This is a genomic window from Colwellia sp. MB3u-8 (genome assembly GCF_014076985.1).
GTDB lineage: Bacteria > Pseudomonadota > Gammaproteobacteria > Enterobacterales > Alteromonadaceae > Cognaticolwellia.
This window is the reverse complement of the sequence record NZ_JACGVA010000058.1, coordinates 171,560-193,797: the sequence shown is the minus strand read 5'-3', so window position 1 is coordinate 193,797 and position 22,238 is coordinate 171,560. Positions and strand designations below refer to the sequence as shown.

Below are 22,238 nucleotides of genomic sequence, written 5' to 3'. Positions count from 1 at the left end.
TTGCGCTGTTATTTACGTTTGATAGTAAACTGCCTATAATGCCCGCGATAAAAAATATTCTTTGTATAAGCAAACGAATAATTAAACAGATAAACACTAGCGAGAAAATAATACGTGAGTAAAGCACTTCAAGCAATTAGAGGTATGAACGACTGTTTGCCTGCACAAACAGGCATTTGGCAAATGGTAGAAACAGTACTGCGCCGCGTTGCCAGTAATTATGGTTTTGCTGAAATACGTATGCCGATTGTCGAGTCAACGGCGCTATTTAAACGCTCTATTGGTGAAGTAACCGATATTGTTGAAAAGGAAATGTATACCTTTGAGGATCGTAATGGCGACAGCTTAACATTACGCCCAGAAGGCACAGCAAGTTGTGTTCGTGCTGGTAATCAACACGGATTACTGTATAACCAAGAACAGCGCTTGTGGTATATGGGACCCATGTTTCGTCATGAACGTCCACAAAAGGGTCGTTATCGTCAATTTCACCAATTTGGCTTAGAAGCCTTTGGTATAGCAACACCTGATATTGACGCTGAAATTATTATGTTAACGGCTCGACTTTGGCGGGAACTTGGCATCAACGAATTTGTCACATTAGAGCTAAACTCACTGGGTTCGAACGAAGAACGCGGCAATTATCGTGACGCGTTAGTGGTGTTTTTAACTGAAAAAGAACATCTTTTAGATGAAGATAGCAAGCGGCGCATGCACACCAATCCATTACGCGTACTGGACAGTAAAAATCCAGAGGTACAAGCTGCATTGGTTGGCGCACCTAAACTAGCGGATTATTTTGCTGAAGAGTCAAGCACACACTTTGCATCGGTTTGTCAGCGCTTAGATGCTGCGGGTATCAAGTATGTGATTAATGAGCGTTTAGTCCGTGGTTTAGATTATTATAACCGTACCGTTTTTGAATGGGTTACCTCGAGCTTAGGTGCTCAAGGCACTATTTGTGCTGGTGGGCGCTATGATGGTTTAGTAGAGCAACTGGGTGGTAAATCGACACCAGGGTTTGGTTTCGCTTTAGGCATTGAACGTTTAGTGTTAATGATGACCAGCTTAGAAAAAGCCAATAACATTAGAGCGCAAGTCGATGCTTACGTTATTATGTTGGGCGATGACGTTGAAATAACCGCTAACGGCTTAGCGGAGCAATGGCGTGATCAAGTGCCAGATATTCGCTTACAATGTCACTGTGGTGGTGGCAATATGAAAAAACAAATGAAGCGTGCAGATAAATCAGGTGCCCAAATAGCATTGATTCTTGGTGAAGATGAAATAGCTCAACAGACGGTTACCGTAAAATATTTGCGCGGACAACAAGAACAACAAAGTTTGCCACTTGAGCAAGTGCCAAGTCTTTTAACAAATTTACTTTAAGGGTCAATTTTGGATATAAATCAAACAGAAGAACAACAAGTCGAATCAATCAAAAAGTTTTGGAGTGATAATGGTAATGCCATTATTGCTGGTTTAGCTATTGGTTTTGCAGGGTTTATTGGTCTTAACTATTATAATGATCATAAATTGCAACAAGAGCTTAATACCTCAGAAGCTTATCAAACGATGATCGAGAAGGGGGCTGAAGATAGCGCGGCTTTTGAAGCCGCTGGCAACGCCTTTATTGCTGAAAATAGTGCCTCTAGTTATACCATGTTAACGGCTATTGCTTTAGCTAAAGAAGCGGCTGAAAAACAAGACTGGGTAAAAGCTGAAACATATTTAAACACGGCAATTGAAAAATCAGTGGATGATGGTATTAAAGCCATTGCTACCGAGCGCTTAGCGCGAGTGCAATTACAATTAGAGAAATATGAACAAGCTCTAGTGACATTAACACCAAAATTACCCGCTTCATTTGACGCTAGCGTTGAAGAAATTAAAGGTGATATTTACTTTAAACAAGGTAAAAAATCGCTAGCTCGTAATGCTTACCAAGCCGCAATTAATTTTGCTACTGAAGGCACTAACCCAGCATTGCAAATGAAATTAGATGATTTAGCGCAAGTCATTAACTTAAGCAAATAGAGAGTGATATAAGCATGTTTATAAGTAAACGCTTTAACAAAAGCCTCCTTGCTATCTGTTTGCTAGCGGTAGGGATTTCTGCATGTTCATCAACCGATGATGAAGATGATGAACTAAAAGTCGCGCCATTAACCGAAATAAAAGCATTATTTGAGCCTGTTGTAAAATGGGATGCCACTGTTGGTGACGGTGTCGGAGATTACTTTTCTCGCATACAGCCAGTGGTTGCCTACGGCAAAGTGTTTAGTGCTAGTCGTGACGGAGATGCCTACGCGTTTGATGAGAATAGCGGTGAACAAGTTTGGCATGCGGATTTAAGTGACATCGATAGTAAACGCGGTTTTTTTGATGAGAAAGAACCCGCCTTAATTAGTGGTGGCGCTGTCGTTGGCATCAATAAAGTATTCTTCGGTAGCGAGAATGGCGATGTTATTGCCCTTGAGGCAGAAAGTGGCGCGTTATCATGGCAAGGAAAAGTTAAAGGTGAAGTCATTGCTGCACCAGCACTCGATTCCGGAAAACTGGTGGTCAATACTGCATCTGGCGTTATGAAAGCATTTAATGCTTCAAATGGCCAAGACGACTGGCAAATTGAACAAGACGTTCCGCCGCTCACTTTGCGTGGTATTAGTGCACCTGTCATTGCGGGTGGTGGTGTTATTGTGGGCTCAGCTGACGGTTCTTTATCAGTTTATTTACTAGAACAAGGTCGTCAAGGCTGGACTGTAGATATTGGTGAAGCGGCAGGTTCAACAGAACTAGAACGCGTTATTGATGTTGACTCGACGCCATTGATCTTCGGCGACAATATTTATACTGTCTCTTCGCGTGGTAATTTAAGTGCGGTTGAACTACGTTCGGGCCGTGTGTTATGGCAGCGCCAATACTCGTCTTACCGTGAATTAGCGATTAGTGGTAATAGCTTGTTTTTAACTGATGTTAAAGGCCACGTATATGCTATTGACCGTAATAATGGCTTAGAGCTTTGGAGCCAATTATCACTGACTAACCGTGGCTTAACCGGACCAGCTCCTATCGGTAGTTATGTTGTGGTTGGTGATTTTGAAGGCTATCTACATTGGTTAGATCAAGCAACGGGTGAAATTGTTGCTCGTCATCACCTTGATAGCAGTGGTATTCATGCCACACCAACGGTTGAAAATGGCGTTTTGTATAGTCAAGCCCGCAACGGCGACTTAGAAGCGATCACCATTGCAAAATAAGTTATTTGATTAACCGGCTAATAATTATTAGCTGGTTAAATAGATAGACTAAAATTATAAACGGCTCCAATGCAAAAAGCACTGGAGCCGTTGTTTATTAATAAAACTGATATAATGATTGAGTTATATTGAGTTTAAAGAGAGATTTGAGGTGAACATGCTTCCTGTAGTAGCACTTGTTGGCCGACCTAATGTCGGTAAATCAACATTATTTAATAGATTAACGCGCAGTCGAGACGCTTTAGTTGCCGACTATCCAGGGTTAACCCGTGATCGTCAATATGGAAAAGCGGAAGTTGAAGAGCACCCTTTTATTGTTATTGATACCGGTGGTATTGAAGGTAATGAAAAAGGTATTGATGCCTTAATGGCTGAGCAGTCGCTGATTGCCATTGACGAAGCAGATGCCGTGCTATTTATGGTTGATGCAAGAGTGGGTTTAACCTCTGCCGATCAAGGCATTGCTAGCCATTTACGTAAGCAAGATAAAAAAGTATTTTTAGTTGCCAACAAAGTTGATGGTATAGATGCCGACTCTGCTGTGGCCGACTTTTATTCTCTTGGCTTAGGTGATGCAGTACATCAAATTGCCGCCGCACATGGTCGTGGTGTTACGCAACTATTAACCTTAGCGCTAACGCCTCATATTGCCGAACTTGGTAAACCCAAAGTACTAGAAAATGATGAGTTTGACGGTGACTTTGATGAAAACATAGATCATGAAGCGCTAGATAAAAAAAATATTGACGAAGCACCAGAAGAAAATGACACCATCAAGTTAGCGATTATTGGTAAGCCTAACGTAGGTAAATCGACCTTAACGAACCGGATTTTAGGTGAAGACAGGGTGGTGGTATTTGATATGCCAGGTACCACACGTGATAGCGTTTATATTCCAATGGAACATAATGGTCGTCCTTACACTTTAATCGATACGGCAGGTATTCGTCGCCGTAAAAATGTTACTGATATCGTAGAGAAATTTTCTGTGATTAAAACCTTACGTGCAATAGAAGATGCTAACGTATGTTTATTGATCATTGATGCACAAGAGGGGATTAGCGATCAAGATTTAAGCTTACTTGGTTTTATTTTAGAAGCGGGTCGCTCTTTAGTCTTAGCGGTAAATAAATGGGATGGTTTAGATGATCATGTTAAAGATCGTATTAAATCTGAATTAGATCGTCGTTTAGGTTTTATCGATTTCGCTCGTATTCATTTTATATCGGCGTTGCACGGCACAGGTGTAGGTCATTTATACGAGTCGGTAGAAGAAGCTTTTGTTTCAGCGACTAAGCGTATTTCTACTTCTATGGTAACCAAAATCTTAGATATGGCGGTGTTTGATCATCAACCCCCTATGCATCAAGGTCGTCGCATTAAACTAAAATATGCTCATGCCGGTGGTTATAATCCACCTATTATTGTGATTCATGGCAATCTAGCGAAAAATCTACCACTTTCTTACAAGCGTTATTTAATGAATTACTACCGTAAATCATTAAAAATCATGGGTACGCCAATAAGAATTGAGTTTAGAGAAACCGCTAACCCGTTTGCGGGTAAGAAAAAGCTCAACTACACAGAGCAAAAGAAAATGGCACGTTTAACACAAGGTTATAAGAAAGACTAAGTCGCTATTTTGATAAAAAAGCTGATGATAACATCAGCTTTTTTATGACAAAATATAGTTAAAATAGCAAAAAACCATATTGATTTCATGATGATATTCCGTTACTGTGAAATGTCGACTAACTTTTTTTATTATTTTCTTTGTTTCATTTAAATTAAATGTTGTTGGAGATTTATGCCTGATAATCCTATAAAAGTGCCAGTGGTTGGGCGATTAAGTCGCAATTTAGCCTTGTTAAATCCAGGCGCGATTGTGACATTAGATATGACAACGCCTACCGGTCAACGTGGTAAGTTTCGTTCAGTTTTTATCGGCTATATGCCAAAAAAATACGTTTTAGTACAATTCCCTGACAGCTCAAAGTTGGGCAGCTTTGCACAATACGTAACCCAAGGTATAGGCGTAACCGTTCGTGGGTTAATTGAAGGTCATGAAGGTGCTGTAGTTGCCTTTATTTCTAATATTAGGCAAACGATTCAAATTCCATCACGTATTATTGTGCTTGATTTTCCACGTGAAGTCCGCTTACAAAACCTACGCTCCTCGATGCGCATTGAGACCTATATCAAAGCAAAAGTTAAGGTGAAAGATGAGTATTGGGCCTCAGTAATATCTGATATATCAGTTTCTGGCTGTCAGATTATGATTACTAATGGCGAGAAACTTATCTTAACTGAGGATAAACCCGTGGAAATCATTATTGAAGCTTTTCAAGACTTAAAAAACTTGAAACTAAATGCTGAAATTTGTAACACCAAAACCCAAGTTGATGGTGTTATGCTTGGGGTTAAATTTGATGATTCAAGTAAAGTCGCAGTGAACAAACTGCTGCAACAGGCGGTTATTTTACCGCATTAATTTACCGTATTAATTGACTTGCACCGCTATCACCTTAGCGTCTATTACACCATCTGAAATTTCTACTTTAATGGTATCAGCGATATTTATATCTTTGGTACTCTTAATCATTTGTCCCTGTTCATCACGAGTTATACTGTAACCACGAGCAATTGTTGCTAATGGACTTACCATATGAAGTTGTTCGCATTGATGGGCAAAACTTGCTCGCTTGGCTATTAATAAGCGCTGCTGTGCGCCAATAAGCTTAGTGTTGAGCTGAGTCGCTTGTTCCAGGTTTTGTTTTATTTGGGTTAATGGTGAGGCATTGAGTAGTCGTTGTTCAAGGTATTGAGGCTTATGCTTAAGTTGGTTTATCGCTCGGGTAATTAGCCCTTGCAAGCGCATACTTAGTTCATCTGACTTTTGCTGTTTATTTTGTAATTGTTGCTCGGGATGCACTTGGGCTAACCTATGGTTTAAACTGGTTAGCGAATGAGTTGAGCGTTTGAGTTGTTGCCTAAGCGCTAGCTGTGCACGACTGAGTAATTCAGCGACTTTATTAATACGCTCGTCAACATCAGCAGACACTATTTCCGCTGCTGCAGACGGTGTTGGGGCTCTTAGGTCGGCAACATAGTCAGCTAAGCTGGTATCAATCTCATGGCCAACAGCACTGATGGTTGGCAAGCTTGACTGGAAAATAGCGCGAGCGACTATTTCTTCATTAAAGGCCCATAAATCTTCCAGCGAACCACCGCCTCGACCAATTAATAAAACGTCAACTTCATTACGTTCGTTGGCCAAGTTAATCGCTTGGGCAATCTCATATTTAGCCTGCTGACCTTGTACTAACACCGGGTAAATAATGACCTTTATTAATGGATTTCTTCGCTTTAATACTGTGATGATATCTTTGACCGCAGCACCTGTAGGAGAGGTGACAATACCAACCGTTTGAATTAACTTAGGAATGGCTTGTTTGTGATGCAGTTCGAATAAACCTTCACCGTGGAGTTTGTCTTTTAATAATTGATATTGCTGTCTTAACAGTCCATCACCCGCTGACTCCATTTGTTCAATAATCAACTGGAAATCGCCTCGCGGTTCGTATAAGGAAACTTTAGCGCGTACTAATACTTGTTGACCATTTTGTGGCTGTATTCTCACCCGACGATTATTGCCTTTGAACATGGCACAGCGAACTTGTGATTTTTGATCTTTTAAGGATAAATACCAATGGCCAGAGCTTGCGGCAATAAAATTCGATATTTCGCCACATAACCAGACGGTATTTAACTCACTTTCTAAGATAAAACGTACTTTTTTGGTGAGTTCACTTACTTGTAGAATGTGCTGTTGAGCCATAAATTCTTTACTTTTTCTGTTGTTAAGAGGTAATAATTGGGTAATTGCCCAGTATTATATATTTGTTTAGACAAGCATCGGCAGTTTATTTTCGATTAATTGCAATTTTAAGTTTACCTTAGTAGGGAAAGCGGTTAAAATTCTGCCGCAATATTTCCTCCCTAACCACTCACTTTAGAGAGATGTTGCGATGCTAAGAATTGCTCAAGAAGCGTTAACCTTTGACGATGTTTTACTGGTACCTGCCCATTCTACGGTACTGCCCCATACTGCCGATTTAAAAACTAAATTAACTCGAAAGATAAATTTAAATGTACCTATGATCTCTGCGTCGATGGACACAGTGACCGAAGCGCGTTTAGCCATTACCTTAGCACAAGAAGGTGGCATCGGGTTTATCCATAAAAATATGACCATAGCTGAACAGGCCAAAAATGTTTCTCAAGTTAAGAAATATGAAAGTGGTATTGTTTCAGATCCCGTCACAGTCAACCCAAGTGCAAGTATCGAAGACACTATGCGCCTAGCTGATGAACTCGGTTTTTCTGGTTTTCCTGTTGTTGATGAAAAAAATAAGTTGATTGGTATTATTACCGGTCGCGACTTACGTTTTGAAACAGACTTAACAAAACCGGTTTCAGCTTTGATGACTAAAAAAGACAAATTAGTGACAGTCAAAGAAGGTGCGTCACGTGAAGTAATTTTAAGTTTAATGCACGAACATCGCATTGAAAAAATCCTTATGGTTGATGACGCCTTCACACTAAAAGGGTTGATCACAGTTAAAGATTACCAAAAAGCTGAAAATAAACCTAACGCTTGTAAAGATGAATTAGGCCGCTTACGCGTTGGTGCTGCTGTTGGTGTTGGTGCGGGTACCGACGAGCGTATAGATGCGCTGGTTGCTGCTGGTGTCGATGTATTATTGATTGATACCTCTCATGGCCACTCACAAGGTGTGCTTGACCGTGTTGCTGAAACACGTGGCAGATATCCTGACTTACAAATTATTGCCGGAAATGTTGCTACTGGCGCTGGCGCTAGAGCATTGGCCGATGTCGGAGTTGATGCGGTAAAAGTTGGCATAGGCCCAGGTTCTATTTGTACTACCCGTATCGTTACCGGTGTTGGTGTACCACAATTGACCGCTATTTCTAATGCGGTTGAAGCCTTAAAAGGTACGGGTATTCCCGTTATCGCCGATGGGGGGATTCGTTTTTCTGGTGATATTGCTAAGGCACTAGTGGCCGGCGCGCATTGTGTGATGGTAGGCAGCATGTTGGCAGGCACTGAAGAAGCGCCAGGTGAAGTAGAGCTTTATCAAGGTCGCTACTACAAATCATATCGCGGCATGGGCTCTTTAGGTGCCATGAGCCAAAAAGAAGGCTCAAGTGACCGTTATTTCCAAAAATCAGATGGTGAAGCCGACAAACTAGTACCGGAAGGAATTGAAGGCCGTGTTGCTTATAAAGGTCCTGTTGCCGCTATTATTCACCAACAAATGGGCGGTTTACGTTCATCAATGGGCTTAACTGGCTCAGCCACAATTGAAATAATGCGCACTAAGCCTGAATTTATGAAGATTACTTCTGCTGGTATGGGCGAGTCGCATGTGCATGATGTAGCTATCACGAAAGAAGCACCAAACTACCGTATGGGTTAAGCGCTATTGAATTATTGTCGGCCAACCTCGGCGTGTAAGTGCTCACTTAGGAAACTAGGCTCGGCGCTAGCACCTTGAACTAGGACGGCAATATTATCAATTGAATAGTGATAGAAAGTAGAAAATTGATGCAGGCGAGTACCTCATCGAAAAAATTCAAATAGGCTGAGCAGTAACTCATATAGAGCGAACGCTCAGCCTGTTCATTTTATATATTTAAAAATAAAAGTAGGAAAACAACATGAGTAAAGACATTCATGATCACCGCATACTCATATTAGACTTCGGTTCACAATACACCCAACTCATCGCTCGTCGTGTGCGTGAAATTGGCGTTTATTGTGAATTATGGGCTTGGGATGTTACAGAAGAACAACTGAAAGCGTTTAATCCAACCGGTATTATTTTAGCCGGCGGACCTGAGTCGGTCACTGAGCATAATTCACCACGTGCGCCAGAATATGTGTTTAATGCCGGTGTACCTGTTTTAGGTATTTGCTATGGTATGCAAACCATGGCTGAGCAATTAGGCGGCAGCGTTGAAAGCTCTGAGCAGAAAGAATTCGGTTATGCTGCGGTTGAAGTTATTACTAAATCTGCACTCTTTAATGCCATTGAAGACCATGTGAGTGAAAACGGTAATGCCTTGTTAGATGTCTGGATGAGTCATGGTGATAAAGTATCAGCTATTCCTGCCGGCTTTGTTACGATTGCACAAACCCCTAGCTGTAAATATGCCGCAATGGCCAATGAAGAGAAACAATTTTATGGGGTGCAATTTCACCCTGAAGTGACGCATACCAAGCAAGGTTTACGTATTCTTGAGCATTTCGTTGTTGATATTTGTCAATGTGAAAAGCTTTGGACATCAGCGTCAATTATTGAAGATGCGATTGCCAAAATGAAAGCACAAGTCGGTGATGATGAAGTCGTACTGGGTTTATCGGGTGGTGTTGACTCATCAGTTGTTGCCATGCTGTTACATCAGGCGATCGGTGATAAATTAACTTGTGTTTTTGTTGATAACGGTTTATTGCGTTTAAACGAAGGCCAACAAGTCATGGATATGTTCGGCGACCATTTTGGTTTGAATATCATTCATGTTAATGCCGAAAGCCGCTTCTTAGACCGTTTGGCTGACGAGAGTGATCCTGAGAAAAAACGTAAAATTATTGGTAATGTTTTTGTTGAAATTTTTGATGAAGAAGCCAATAAACTCAGTAATGCTAAATGGTTAGCCCAAGGTACTATCTACCCTGATGTTATTGAGTCAGCCGCGTCAGCAACCGGTAAAGCACATGTGATTAAGTCACACCATAATGTGGGTGGCTTACCTGAGCATATGAAACTTGGCTTAGTTGAGCCATTACGTGAATTATTCAAAGATGAAGTGCGTAAAATAGGCCTTGAGCTAGGGCTACCTTACGACATGCTTTATCGTCATCCATTTCCTGGACCTGGTTTAGGTGTGCGAATTTTAGGTGAAGTGAAAAAAGAATATGCTGACTTACTACGTCGTGCTGATCACATTTTCATTGAAGAATTGCACAAACATGACTTGTATAAAAAAGTCAGCCAAGCCTTTACGGTATTTTTACCGGTACGTTCAGTTGGCGTGATGGGCGATGCACGTAAATATGATTGGGTAGTTAGTCTACGTTGTGTAGAAACTATCGACTTTATGACCGCACGTTGGTCACATTTACCCTACGAGTTCTTAGGCCTAGTGTCTAACCGTATTATTAACGAAGTGGATGGTATTTCTCGCGTAGTTTACGATATATCAGGTAAACCACCCGCGACTATCGAATGGGAGTAACTGAGCCTTAAGCTGGTTAGAACATTCAACTCTGCGGCGGCAGTACTCGCGAGTAAACTAGGCTCGGTGCTACCACCTTGAATTTGAATCTTCTTCCTGTGCTGATCACCTCAGTTATTTTTCATTAATATTATAAAACCCTAAGGTGTAAATCTTGGGGTTTTTTATGTACAAGCTGTTAGGGTATGCTGCGATCGTATGGATGTGAAGACGCAGCGATTTTAACTATACCAAGGCGAGAATAATGACAATTGAAAGACTAGAGACTAAAGCGCGCATGAGCCGCATAGTGAAACACAATGGCACAGTTTATTTATGTGGTCAGGTTTGCGCTGACGCCACGCAAAGTATTACTGAGCAAACACAAACTATGCTAGATAAGGTTGAGGCCTTATTAGTAGAGGCAGGTAGTTCAAAACAGCATATGTTATCAGCAACAATATACCTAAAAACTATGACTGATTTTGCTGCTATGAACACAGTATGGGATGCTTGGGTGCCAGTAGGTTTTGCACCCGCTCGTGCTTGCGTGCAAGCGGCTATGGCAAGAGATGTGCTTTTGGTCGAAATAAGTGTTGTTGCTGCTTTAATATAATAGACTAGACAATAGATATTTAAGCAGTAGGCCAATTATGTTGATGTTACAGCAATCATTAAAAACTACCTTTGGGTTTGATGAGTTTAGAACCGGGCAAGAGCAAACGATAACGCAGTTGCTTAATGGTGACTCTTCCTTAGCCATTTTCCCTACCGGTGCCGGTAAGAGTTTATGCTATCAATTAGCGGCAATAAATTTACCGCATTTAACCTTGGTGGTATCGCCCTTATTGGCCTTGATGAAAGACCAACTCGCATTTTTGCATACAAAAGGTATTGCCGCGGCCAGTATAGATTCAACATTATCATTTGAAGAGAGTCAACAAATTACCCGTGACGTTCGCTCGGGTAAAATAAAAATTTTGATGGTTTCAGTTGAGCGTTTTAAAAATGAGCGCTTTCGTCAGTTTATTGAAGCTATTGCTATTTCTATGTTGGTGGTAGACGAAGCACATTGTATTTCAGAATGGGGTCATAATTTTCGACCTGATTATTTAAAATTGCCACGTTATCGACAAGAGCTCAATATTCCCTTAGTGCTTTTACTTACAGCCACAGCCACTAAACAAGTTAAGCAGGATATGGCTAATAAATTTGCCATTACTGATGAGCACATAGTGCAAACAGGTTTTTATCGCAGCAACTTAGATCTATCTGTTTTGCCGGTCGCAGAAAAAGAGAAAAACCAAACACTGGTTGATTTAATTGGCCAGCACCAGGGGTGCGGTATTATTTATGTTACTTTGCAACATAGTGCTGAAAAAGTGGCTGACTTTCTGCAACAACAAGGTATAGCGGCAAAGGCTTACCATGCCGGCTTTAAAGATGATGTGCGCAAGCAAATTCAGCAAGACTTTATGCAAGGAAAAACCCCCATTATCGTCGCAACTATCGCCTTTGGTATGGGGATAGATAAAGCTAATATCCGTTTTGTTATTCATTATGATTTACCCAAATCCATTGAAAATTATAGTCAAGAAATTGGCCGGGCAGGTCGCGACAAAGCTAATGCCGGCTGTTTTACTCTGGCCAATCTTGATGGTATTCATACCGTAGAAAACTTTGTTTATGCTGACACACCTGAACGCTCAAGCATCGACTATGTTTTGCAAAACATACGTAACGAAATGCAAGATGGCCAATGGGAACTGCAAGTGCTGAGCTTGTCAAATGCCAGTAATATTAAACAGCTGCCATTAAAAACCTTATTGGTTCAGTTAGAATTACTTGGGGTTATTGACGCTAAATTTAGCTACTTTGCTGATTTTAAATTTAAATTTGTTACACCAAAAGCGCAAATCATCAGCGCATTTAATGCCGAGCGTAATGAATTTTTAGCACAAGTCTTTAATTGCGCAAAAATGAAGAAAATTTGGGGTGAGCCCGACTTTGATCTTATGTATGCGCGTCATCAAGCGCCGAGAAAACGTATTGTCGCAGCGCTTGAGTATTTAGCAGAGCAGCAGCATATTGTTTTGGAAACGAAAAAGGCAACAGAAGTCTTTAGTGTCAACATGGTGGCGTTAGAAAATAATGCTTTGGTTGATACGCTTTTTGATTACTTTTCTGACAAAGAGCAAGCCGAAATCGAGCGTATCACTAAGCTGGTCGCGTTCTTTCAAAGTGAACATTGTTTAACTCAGCAGCTCTCGCAATACTTTGATGATCAACGTGCACCAAAAAACTGTGGGCATTGTTCCGTTTGTCGTGGGCAGGTGGCAATATTACCTTATTCAAGCAATCATCAAACGGTGAGTGTTGACAATATTGCTCTCGGTATTAAGCAGTTGCAACAGCATTTTTCAACGTTAAAGTCTCCTGCTGGTCAATCAGCTAATATCTTATCTATTGATACTATTTGTCGATTTTTGTCTGGCATGAGTGTGCCGTTATTTACCCGTGCTAAAGTGCGGCAATTAAGTTACTTTGGCGTTTGTCAGTATATGCGCTATAGCGAAATTAAAGCACAAGTCATACCTTTGGTATAACTTGTGCTGGCGAGATATTAGGCTGATCAAAAAAGGCACTTCATCAGTGCCTTTTTTTAATCTCAGCTTAGGCTAATCTAGCTTAGTCTAGGCTTGAGTTAATAAATGTTAGTGATCGTGGCCACAGCCCTCTTCACCTTCAACATGAACATGGCCATGCGCTAACTCTTCTTCAGTGGCATCACGTACTTCTATAATTTCAACATCAAATTTTAAGTCCATACCGGCCAACGGGTGATTACCATCAACGGTAATCTCGTTTTCTTGTGCGTCAATGACGATAACGGTTTGTTCGCCTTCATCAGTCGTAGCGCGCAGCTGACTACCTACGTCTAAATCTTCTATGCCAGCAAACATTTCTTTAGGTACGGTTTGTACAAAGCCGTCTTCACGTTGTCCATAAGCATCGTCTGCACTGACTTCAACTTCAAATTTATCACCGGCTTTGTGATCAACTAAGGCTGATTCCAAGCCAGGGATCAGATAGTTAGAACCCTGAATTACCGCTAATGGGCTGTGATCATAAGAACTATCAATTAAGGTGTCTTCGTTATCAGATACCGCGTAATGCAGTACAACAACTTTGTTGTCGGTAATTTTCATATTATGTCCTATTCAGTGGTTGTGCTTAATTTGTAAGGTAAGGGTATTATTGTTAGAGCTGAGTCTTGGGTTTTAATTCTTAGTTCTGTGCTATTATCAACATCGTTAGCTAAAACGCCTTGTATGTAGATCTGCATATTACTGGCTTGATAAACCGCTAATACGTCACCGGCTTTACGCCAATTTTCACCAAGCTTTTTCTCGATGATATCACCGACGTTAGCCTCCATATCTTTGCCTGTTAGGGCAAAAAGCGCGCGTTTGTTTTTACCTAAATATTGCATACGAGCAACAGTTTCTTGGCCTAAATAGCAACCTTTAGTAAAGCTAATGCCATTGATTGCTTGCAGGTTTAGCATTTGCGGTACATATTCTGCGACATACTGTTGAGAAAGCATGGGAAACCCAGCTGAAATCTCTAGTAAGTTCCAAAGCGCACCGTCATAAACTGGAAAATCAAAGGTGGCAGAAATATCAGCTAATTTATCAACTTTATCAATAATGAGATAGCGGCTGATGTTGCCAGCAAGGTAAACCAAGGTGGTATTATTTTCGTGCACTACGGGTGTAAGTGTGTCGGGCACTTGTTGAAATAATGTCGCCATTTTAGCGGATGCTTGCTCGCCTGCAATGGCTAGATAAGCTAGTTCTATGTCTTGGCTTATTTCAACTTTAGCAAAGACGGCAAATTTCTTTAGTTCTGCCAAAGACTGCTCAATCGAACTTGTTGGTTGGAGTAGGAAAAATTTTTCTTCACGCTCCAGTAAACGAAAAGCAGAAAATACTTTACCTTTGGCGTTACAGTGCGCGCCAATAAGCAGCTTTGTCTGCGCCAAGGTGTCAACGTCACAGGTAACTTGCCCTTGTAGGTATTTGATTTGTTCTTGGCCCGTTAAGGTAATGGCGCCAATACTATCAAGCTTGATTGCAAATACTTCTGGTAATTCGTTATAACTAGGTAAGTTATTATTCATTATGTTCATCATCCGGCAATATGGCTGAAAAAAGGCTATTAACATCATAGGTGAGGACATTTATTCAGATTACAAGCATATAGCCGATTTTTCTGCTATTTTACTATTAAAAGTTTACTAATTTAATGATCAATTCGTGGCTATTTTAACTTTGGATTTGTTAGAATGTGGCGAGATTTTACTAATTAGAGTGATGTATGACATTAAAAGATAATAAACCTCGACTTCGCTGGGCTTGTCGACGCGGTATGCTAGAGTTAGATATACTTTTTATGCCATTTGTTGAAGAGGCTTACGATGAGTTATCTAGTGAACATAAAGCGACTTTTGAGCGTCTATTAGAGTGTCAAGATCCTGAGCTATTCGCATGGTTTATGGGGCACGAAACTTGTGAAGACAAAGAGCTTAACGCCATGGTGCAGATTATATTACAGCGAGTTAAACTATAATATTAAGGTATCGCCTTCTAGTCATAGGGCGATATTTAACTTATTATTTTATTTCGGTTTTACTTATCTTACCTTAACCGTTCTTTTCGGAATTAGCTTTTGGCTGGGATTTTTTCTGGCTGCTTTATTGGGCTTTATAATTTTTCTGTATCGCAAAGCCCCTGCGCCGCTAGCAAGTCAGTGGCTGATGTTATTTACCTCAAGCAAAGATAAAGCTACAGCGAATTTTGTTTTATCAGATACGGGTGAATGCCAATTTAACCATCAAAAAGCGTTGCAAATATCGGCTAACTCACAAATTAATTTGTGGGGCTATTGGTTGGTTTTTAGCAGCCAAGACGCCGTAACTACTCAACACTTTATTTTCAAAGATAGCTTATCTAGCAAAGATCAGGCGCGTTTGGCTCGCACTATCTTACGGGTAAAAAGTTATGGATGAAAAGCGGTGACTGAAAAGTTACGGGTAAAATACCTTATTACTCCACTGGTTTAAGTATAGTAATTTTTGCTTCTGTCAATAAATCAGGGAAGTCCAAGGTATAATGCAAACCTCGACTTTCTTTACGATCTAATGCTGATCTAATAATTAATTCGGCCACTTGGACTAAGTTTCGTAACTCCAATAAATTATTACTGACTCTGAAATGTCGGTAGTATTCTTCGATTTCACTTTGTAAAAGTTCGACTCGGTGCAATGCTCGCTCTAAGCGTTTTGTTGTGCGTACAATACCGACATAGTCCCACATAAATAACCGCAGTTCGTGCCAGTTATGTTGAATAACCACTTCTTCATCTGAGTCGGTAACTCGGCTTTCATCCCAGGCAGGAAGTGTTATGTAAGGTTTTGAGATATCTATTTTTTGTTCAATATCAATGGCGGCGGCTCGCGCAAATACTAGGCACTCTAGTAGTGAGTTACTTGCCATGCGATTAGCGCCATGTAGTCCGGTATAAGCGACTTCGCCTATCGCATATAAATTTTCAATATCGGTTTGGCCCTGTTGATTAATCATGACACCCCCACAGGTGTAATGAGCAGCAGGTACCACTGGCATAGGTTGTGTTGTGATGTCGATGCCAAGGGCCAGTGTGCGTTCGTAAATGGTTGGGAAATGCTGCTTAATAAAATCACTGGATTTGTGGCTAATATCTAAATACATGCAATCGGCGCCAAGTCGTTTCATTTCAAAATCGATCGCGCGGGCCACAATGTCACGTGGCGCTAGTTCAGCTCGTTCATCAAAGCTAGGCATAAATCGGCTACCATCAGGGCGAAGTAGCAGTGCGCCTTCGCCTCTTAGTGCTTCAGTCAATAAAAAGGTACCCGCCTCAGGATGAAACAAACAAGTAGGATGAAACTGATTAAACTCCATATTTGCAACGCGACAACCGGCGCGCCATGCCATAGCAATACCATCGCCACTGGCAACATCGGGATTTGAGGTATATTGATAAACTTTACTCGCGCCACCCGTGGCTAAAATAGTTTTATGGGCAAAAATTCGCTCAACGTGTTCATCATTTCGATTCCATACATAGGCACCAATACATTCACGTTCAGCATTGACTTTATTTTTTTGATAAACCAGGTCAATAGCGTTATATCGTTCAAAAATACGAATGCGTGGGTGATTTTTTACCTGTGATGCCAAGGTTATTTGAATGGCTTGACCTGTGGCATCAGCTGAGTGCAGAATTCTTCGGTGACTATGTCCGCCTTCTCGCGTTAAATGATAGCGAACATCTCCATTAGCAGCAGGTACATCTTGATCAAAATCAACGCCTTTATCAATCAACCATTCTAAGCAGTGTTTGGCATTTTCAGCCGTATGTTGCACTATGGCTTCGTCGCATAATCCCGCTCCAGCGATTAATGTATCAGCGACATGTGAGGCAATACTGTCATTTTCATCGAAGACGGCTGCAATCCCCCCTTGCGCATAAAATGTTGAGCCTTCGTTAATTTGGTCTTTGCTTAAAATAAGCACGTCGGCATTTTTGGCCAGATGCAGCGCAAGCGATAATCCTGCTGCGCCACTGCCGATAATTAAAACGTCACAATTGTGTTGTTGATTCATATATTCTTAAAATTAAGGTACAATAATCTATGACCCAATATAGCTTTTATTGTTGTTACAGAACAGCATAAAACTATTTTTATAAATAAAATTTAATTTTTTTCAATATTTATCGAACTTTTTAACATAAGGCTAGTCCTACTTGTTGCGTTTGCCATGAGTTGTTGCGTTTGCTATGAGCCAGATGTAAACCAGATGTAGATAAATGAGATAATGGCGAGTAGGAGATGGAGCTCAAATGAGCGAACAGAACGTTGACCAAAAGTTGGTTGAGCGGGTGCAACGTGGTGATAAAAACGCATTTAACCTGCTAGTAATTAAATATCAACATAAAGTAGCAAACTTGGTTTCACGCTATGTTAAAAATCATAGTGATGTGCCTGACATAGTACAAGAAGCATTTATTAAAGCTTATCGAGCTTTACCTAATTTTCGAGGTGACAGTGCTTTTTATACTTGGTTATATCGCATCGCTGTTAATTGTGCGAAAAACCACTTAGTTGCCGGAGGACGTAAACCTCCTGGCTCAGATATTGAAGTTGAAGATGCAGAAATGTATGACTCGGGTGAAGCGTTACGAGAGAATGCCTCACCAGAAAAATTATTACTGACCAATGAAATTAAAAATGTCATATTTAAGACCATAGAACAATTGCCGGAAGATTTGCGAACTGCGATCAACCTAAGAGAGTTAGAAGGCTTAAGTTACGAAGAAATTGCAACGGTTATGGATTGTCCTGTTGGCACGGTACGTTCAAGAATATTTAGAGCGCGTGATGCAGTTGATAAAAAAATCAGGCCATTGTTGCAGCAATAGTGAATGCAGTAACATTAAACTTAACAATATTAAGCACAACAAGATTAAATGCAAAAATAGCAAGCTCAACAGCAGTACACGCAAGCATAATAAATATAGTATTAGCTGATAAAGGTTTAGTCTTTTGTTAGCTAATGAATAAAAAGTTCTTTTTTTAAGGTGTTTTTATGAGTGAAAATAAGTTTGAGGCAGTATCGTCGATTGTAGATAATGATCAACAAAACGATGAACTATTTGATGAAATCCTCAATGACTCACACTTGTCAGCAACCTGGCAACGTTACCATTTAATGGGTGATGTAATGCGCGGTGAAACTTCTGATGTTATTAATTTTGATCTATCATCACAAATAGCGTCAGCGATTGCTGATGAGCCAACGATTTTAGCGCCTCACACTAGCAATAACCTGGTTGGAAAATTAAAAGCGAAAGTGGTGCAGTTTGCTAAACCCTTTGGTCAAATGGCCATTGCAGCATCTGCAGCCGGTCTTATGGTCATGGGCGTACAACAAAATAGCGCTGATACCGATGCGCTATTGCCGGCTAGTCAAGTGGTTAAAACTATGCCCTTTGGTGGTGTTGCAGAACCCGTAAGCTTAAATTTTCAACAAACTAGCCGCAGCAGTGAAAAACAAGCTTTTGTTGAACAACAAAGACGTTTCCAAGCGCTATTATCAGATCATCAACAACAAATTAAATTAAGTTCAGTTGATGTCAACCATACACAACCACAAGATAAGGCTGAAGAATCAGCTAAATGAAATTAATATCAATATCAAGTCTGCTGCTATTGGTTACCATTAGCACATCAGTAGCAGCCAATGAAAAAATTAGCACATCTGCAGCGGCCAATGAAGAAGACATTAGCACACCCATAGCGGCCAACGAAAACGAACAAGCCGAACCTTGGCTTGAGCGCCTCGCAACCTCTTTACAAACCCTTAACTTTAGTACGTCTTTTGTTGTGGTTAAAAACAATCAGGCAGAACCTTATCACTGGTTTCATGGTGTAGATGAAAGTGGTAATGAGTTAGAAATTCTCTCTTTGTTAAACGGCCCGCGCAGGGATGTTTTACGAAAGGACAATATTGTTAGTTATATCGAGCCAGAATTACCTCCATACTCAGTAACATCTCATCAAATAACCGGTCCTATTCCTGCTGTTTTGCGCGAAGGCGTCACTGCGCTTGGTCAAACCTATGATTTTATCTCTGTCGGCCGAAGTCGTGTACTAGGGCGACCTGCGCAATTAATTCGTATTGTTTCTAAAGATGTCTATCGTTACGGACACTGGCTATGGTTAGACCAAGAATCTGGTATGTTATTAAAACTCGCCTTGGCAAATCGTACTGGGCAATTATTAGAACAAATACAGTTTACCCATTTAGATATCACAAATGCTTTGAGTGAGAGTTTATTGCAATTACAGCAAACAACTTTGCCAAAAGTTATTGAAATTCCAGCCGGCTATCAAGAGCAAGTACTGCAATGGCAAGTTAAATGGTTACCTGAGGGCTTTAAACGTTTAAATGCCAATCGTCATCGAATTTCTACCACTAAAAAACCGGTTGAATTTATGCTTTTTAATGATGGTTTAGTCGATGTTTCTGTTTACGTAAATCCCAGTGAAGATACCCAACGTGCGACTGATTATGTTATGGATGGCGCGACCGTGGTATTGAATCAAGTTGTTAACGGCTTTGAAGTTAGTGTTGTGGGTAAAATTCCAGCAAAAACGGCAAAGGCCATTGCTGATTCTGTTGTTTTAAACAATCAGTCCACACCATGATAGAAGAACAAGCCACAGTCGTCGCTATTGACCACGACAATGTCACCGTGACCAGTTTGATAAAATCAGCTTGTGGTGGCTGTCAGCAAGTCGACAATTGTGGTAGTGGTCAGGTGGCGAAAGCTTTTCCACAGAAAAAACTTTCGTTGACCTTAACATCTTCACTAGCCTTAGAACTTGGCGATAACGTTGTGTTAGGCTTGAATGAAAGTGCTCTATTGCAATCGGCTTGGCAAGTTTATTTATGGCCGGTATTAGGCTTGTTACTTGCTTCTTGGTTTGGCCAATGGTTAGTGATTAACGCCATACTGCCTCATGAGATTTTTGCCATTTTATTGGGTATTGCCGGTGGTTTTTGTGGCTTTATGCTAGCTAAAAGGCAACAAATAAAAAGCGCAAGCTGTGCAAAACTGGCACCAAAAATTATCCGTCGAGAAAATCAAAACATCATGATTACAGAAATCACCGATTGAATCGCAACAAAAGATAGCCCCAGCGCGCTAAATTCGCTAAAATCTCGCCATTATTGAATTAACTATAAACTTATTTGACTTCCCATTTATGAAACATATTCGAAATTTTTCTATTATCGCCCATATTGATCACGGTAAATCAACGCTTTCAGATCGCCTAATTCAACATTGTGGTGGTCTACAAGAACGTGAAATGGAAGCCCAAGTACTTGATTCTATGGATATTGAGCGCGAACGTGGTATTACCATAAAAGCGCAAAGTGTTACTTTAGACTACAAAGCGAAAAACGGTGAAGTGTACCAACTCAACTTTATCGACACGCCAGGTCACGTCGATTTTTCTTATGAAGTTTCGCGTTCACTAGCGTCATGTGAAGGTGCTTTACTGGTTGTTGACGCCGGTCAAGGTGTTGAAGCCCAAACAGTAGCTAACTGTTACACCGCGCTTGAAATGGAACTGGAAGTCATCCCTATTCTAAATAAAATTGATTTGCCACAAGCCGATCCTGAGCGTGTTAGTGAAGAAATTGAAAATATTATCGGCATTGACGCTACCGGTGCTGTGACCTGTTCGGCTAAAACCGGTTTAGGTATTGAAGACGTACTAGAGACTATTGTTGAGAATATTCCACCTCCAGAAGGTGATCCTGATGCACCGCTGCAAGCACTTATTATTGATTCGTGGTTTGATAACTACCAAGGCGTAGTATCCTTGGTTCGAATTATGAATGGCCAAATTAAAAAAGGCGATAAAATGGTGGTGATGTCGACAGGACAACATCATATTGTCGACAAGGTGGGGATTTTTACGCCGAAACAAAAACCGACCGGTATATTAAAAGCGGGTGAAGTTGGTTTTATCGTTGCGGGTATTAAAGAAATTCACGGTGCACCGGTAGGCGACACAATAACTATCTTTAAAAAAGAAGCGCAAAAGGCTTTGCCGGGCTTTAAGAAAGTTCAGCCACAAGTTTACGCCGGTATATTTCCGATCAGTTCAGAAGATTATGAAAACTTCCGTGATGCTTTAAATAAACTTAGCTTGAATGACGCGTCTTTGTTTTTTGAACCGGAAAACTCATCAGCACTAGGCTTTGGTTTCCGCATTGGTTTCTTGGGCATGTTGCACATGGAAATTGTGCAAGAGCGCCTAGCTCGCGAATACGATCTTGATCTGATCACAACAGCGCCAACGGTAAATTATGAAATAGTTTGTACTAATGGCGATGTTATCTCTATTGATAATCCAAGCGATTTACCGGCAACAAATAATATTGAAGAAATTCGTGAGCCGATAGTGCAAGCGAATATTCTAGTACCTCAAGAGCATCTAGGTAATGTTATTACTTTATGTATTGAAAAGCGTGGTGTGCAAAAAGATATTATTTATCACGGTAATCAAGTTGCGGTAACTTATGAATTACCGATGGCAGAAGTGGTGATGGACTTTTTTGATAAGTTAAAATCAACCAGTCGTGGTTATGCGTCATTAGATTATAATTTCGTTCGTTTTGAACCGGCTGACATGGTCCGCGTTGATGTGATGATTAATAGCGACCGAGTTGATGCGTTAGCTATGATCACTCATCGCGCTAATTCTGTACCCCGTGGTCGTATGCTAGTTGAAAAATTAAAAGAGTTAATTCATCGACAAATGTTTGATATCGCTATTCAAGCGGCCATTGGTAACAATGTTATCGCTCGAACTACGGTCAAACAGCTGCGTAAAAACGTTACCGCAAAATGTTATGGTGGTGACATCTCTCGTAAGAAAAAATTATTGCAGAAGCAAAAAGATGGTAAGAAACGTATGAAACAAGTGGGTAATGTAGAAGTACCACAAGAAGCGTTTTTAGCTGTGCTTAAATTGGATAAATAAGAATACCGAGT

At 40.7% G+C, this 22,238-nt stretch carries 20 protein-coding genes; 16 read left to right on the top strand and 4 right to left on the bottom strand.

Annotated elements, in window-relative coordinates:
- Positions 1–114: 114 nt before the first annotated feature.
- The 5 genes from hisS (at position 115) to H4J54_RS05540 (ending at position 5,751) form a co-directional block, all read left to right on the top strand.
- Positions 115–1,389 carry a histidine--tRNA ligase gene (hisS, locus tag H4J54_RS05560; protein WP_182189922.1) on the top strand — a complete coding sequence of 425 codons (1,275 nt, stop codon included), beginning with the start codon at positions 115–117 and terminating at the stop codon, positions 1,387–1,389.
- Positions 1,390–1,398: 9 nt separating this feature from the next.
- Positions 1,399–2,037, top strand: coding sequence for a tetratricopeptide repeat protein (locus H4J54_RS05555; RefSeq protein ID WP_182189921.1), 639 nt, complete (start codon positions 1,399–1,401; stop codon positions 2,035–2,037).
- Between the two features lie 14 nt (positions 2,038–2,051).
- Positions 2,052–3,260 (top strand): outer membrane protein assembly factor BamB, encoded by a 1,209-nt coding sequence (gene bamB / locus H4J54_RS05550; protein WP_182189920.1) that lies wholly within the window; start codon positions 2,052–2,054, stop codon positions 3,258–3,260.
- Between the two features lie 157 nt (positions 3,261–3,417).
- Positions 3,418–4,893, top strand: coding sequence for a ribosome biogenesis GTPase Der (der, locus tag H4J54_RS05545; protein ID WP_182189919.1), 1,476 nt, complete (start codon positions 3,418–3,420; stop codon positions 4,891–4,893).
- Between the two features lie 174 nt (positions 4,894–5,067).
- Positions 5,068–5,751, top strand: a complete 684-nt coding sequence (locus H4J54_RS05540; RefSeq protein WP_182189918.1) for a PilZ domain-containing protein — start codon at positions 5,068–5,070, stop codon at positions 5,749–5,751.
- 9 nt (positions 5,752–5,760) lie between these two features.
- On the opposite strand, the gene xseA is transcribed toward H4J54_RS05540, so the two are convergent.
- Positions 5,761–7,098, bottom strand: a complete 1,338-nt coding sequence (gene xseA, locus H4J54_RS05535; protein WP_182189917.1) for an exodeoxyribonuclease VII large subunit — start codon at positions 7,096–7,098, stop codon at positions 5,761–5,763.
- A 190-nt stretch (positions 7,099–7,288) separates the two neighbouring features.
- Here xseA and guaB point away from each other — a divergent pair, with 190 nt between their 5' ends.
- The 4 genes from guaB (at position 7,289) to H4J54_RS05515 (ending at position 13,165) form a co-directional block, all read left to right on the top strand.
- A complete protein-coding gene (guaB, locus tag H4J54_RS05530) occupies positions 7,289–8,761 on the top strand; it encodes an IMP dehydrogenase (protein ID WP_182134897.1) in 1,473 nt (490 codons plus the stop codon).
- Between the two features lie 241 nt (positions 8,762–9,002).
- Entirely contained in the window at positions 9,003–10,580 is a 1,578-nt protein-coding gene (guaA, locus tag H4J54_RS05525) for a glutamine-hydrolyzing GMP synthase (RefSeq protein ID WP_182189916.1), read from the top strand.
- Between the two features lie 244 nt (positions 10,581–10,824).
- Complete coding sequence (locus H4J54_RS05520; RefSeq protein WP_182189915.1) at positions 10,825–11,175, top strand: RidA family protein; 351 nt, start codon at positions 10,825–10,827, stop codon at positions 11,173–11,175.
- A 37-nt stretch (positions 11,176–11,212) separates the two neighbouring features.
- Positions 11,213–13,165 carry an ATP-dependent DNA helicase RecQ gene (locus tag H4J54_RS05515; protein ID WP_182189914.1) on the top strand — a complete coding sequence of 651 codons (1,953 nt, stop codon included), beginning with the start codon at positions 11,213–11,215 and terminating at the stop codon, positions 13,163–13,165.
- A 108-nt stretch (positions 13,166–13,273) separates the two neighbouring features.
- Here H4J54_RS05515 and H4J54_RS05510 read toward each other — a convergent pair whose 3' ends face one another.
- Together H4J54_RS05510 and ygfZ are read right to left on the bottom strand one after the other, a co-directional pair.
- The gene (locus H4J54_RS05510) at positions 13,274–13,768 is read right to left on the bottom strand and encodes a peptidylprolyl isomerase (RefSeq protein WP_182189913.1); all 495 of its coding nucleotides are present in this window, start codon (positions 13,766–13,768) and stop codon (positions 13,274–13,276) included.
- 8 nt (positions 13,769–13,776) lie between these two features.
- Complete coding sequence (gene ygfZ, locus H4J54_RS05505) at positions 13,777–14,742, bottom strand: tRNA-modifying protein YgfZ (RefSeq protein WP_259367116.1); 966 nt, start codon at positions 14,740–14,742, stop codon at positions 13,777–13,779.
- Positions 14,743–14,939: 197 nt separating this feature from the next.
- On the opposite strand from ygfZ, the gene H4J54_RS05500 reads away from it, so the two are divergent.
- On the top strand, positions 14,940–15,191 hold the full coding sequence (locus tag H4J54_RS05500; protein ID WP_182189911.1) for a succinate dehydrogenase assembly factor 2: 252 nt from the start codon (positions 14,940–14,942) through the stop codon (positions 15,189–15,191).
- The gene (locus tag H4J54_RS19675; RefSeq protein ID WP_310650146.1) at positions 15,133–15,630 is read left to right on the top strand and encodes a protein YgfX; all 498 of its coding nucleotides are present in this window, start codon (positions 15,133–15,135) and stop codon (positions 15,628–15,630) included. The genes H4J54_RS05500 and H4J54_RS19675 overlap by 59 nt, the downstream gene beginning before the upstream one ends.
- 37 nt (positions 15,631–15,667) lie before the next feature.
- On the opposite strand, the gene nadB is transcribed toward H4J54_RS19675, so the two are convergent.
- Complete coding sequence (nadB, locus tag H4J54_RS05490; RefSeq protein ID WP_182189909.1) at positions 15,668–17,269, bottom strand: L-aspartate oxidase; 1,602 nt, start codon at positions 17,267–17,269, stop codon at positions 15,668–15,670.
- Positions 17,270–17,507: 238 nt separating this feature from the next.
- On the opposite strand from nadB, the gene rpoE reads away from it, so the two are divergent.
- The 5 genes from rpoE (at position 17,508) to lepA (ending at position 22,227) form a co-directional block, all read left to right on the top strand.
- Entirely contained in the window at positions 17,508–18,086 is a 579-nt protein-coding gene (gene rpoE, locus H4J54_RS05485) for an RNA polymerase sigma factor RpoE (protein ID WP_182189908.1), read from the top strand.
- 167 nt (positions 18,087–18,253) lie between these two features.
- Positions 18,254–18,847: a sigma-E factor negative regulatory protein gene (locus H4J54_RS05480; RefSeq protein WP_182189907.1), complete on the top strand. Its 594-nt coding sequence runs from the start codon at positions 18,254–18,256 to the stop codon at positions 18,845–18,847.
- Positions 18,844–19,875: a MucB/RseB C-terminal domain-containing protein gene (locus H4J54_RS05475; RefSeq protein WP_182189906.1), complete on the top strand. Its 1,032-nt coding sequence runs from the start codon at positions 18,844–18,846 to the stop codon at positions 19,873–19,875. Before H4J54_RS05480 ends, H4J54_RS05475 begins: the two co-directional genes overlap by 4 nt.
- Positions 19,872–20,348 (top strand): SoxR reducing system RseC family protein, encoded by a 477-nt coding sequence (locus tag H4J54_RS05470; RefSeq protein WP_182189905.1) that lies wholly within the window; start codon positions 19,872–19,874, stop codon positions 20,346–20,348. Before H4J54_RS05475 ends, H4J54_RS05470 begins: the two co-directional genes overlap by 4 nt.
- An 88-nt stretch (positions 20,349–20,436) precedes the next feature.
- Positions 20,437–22,227 (top strand): translation elongation factor 4, encoded by a 1,791-nt coding sequence (gene lepA, locus H4J54_RS05465; protein WP_182189904.1) that lies wholly within the window; start codon positions 20,437–20,439, stop codon positions 22,225–22,227.
- Positions 22,228–22,238: the final 11 nt, after the last annotated feature.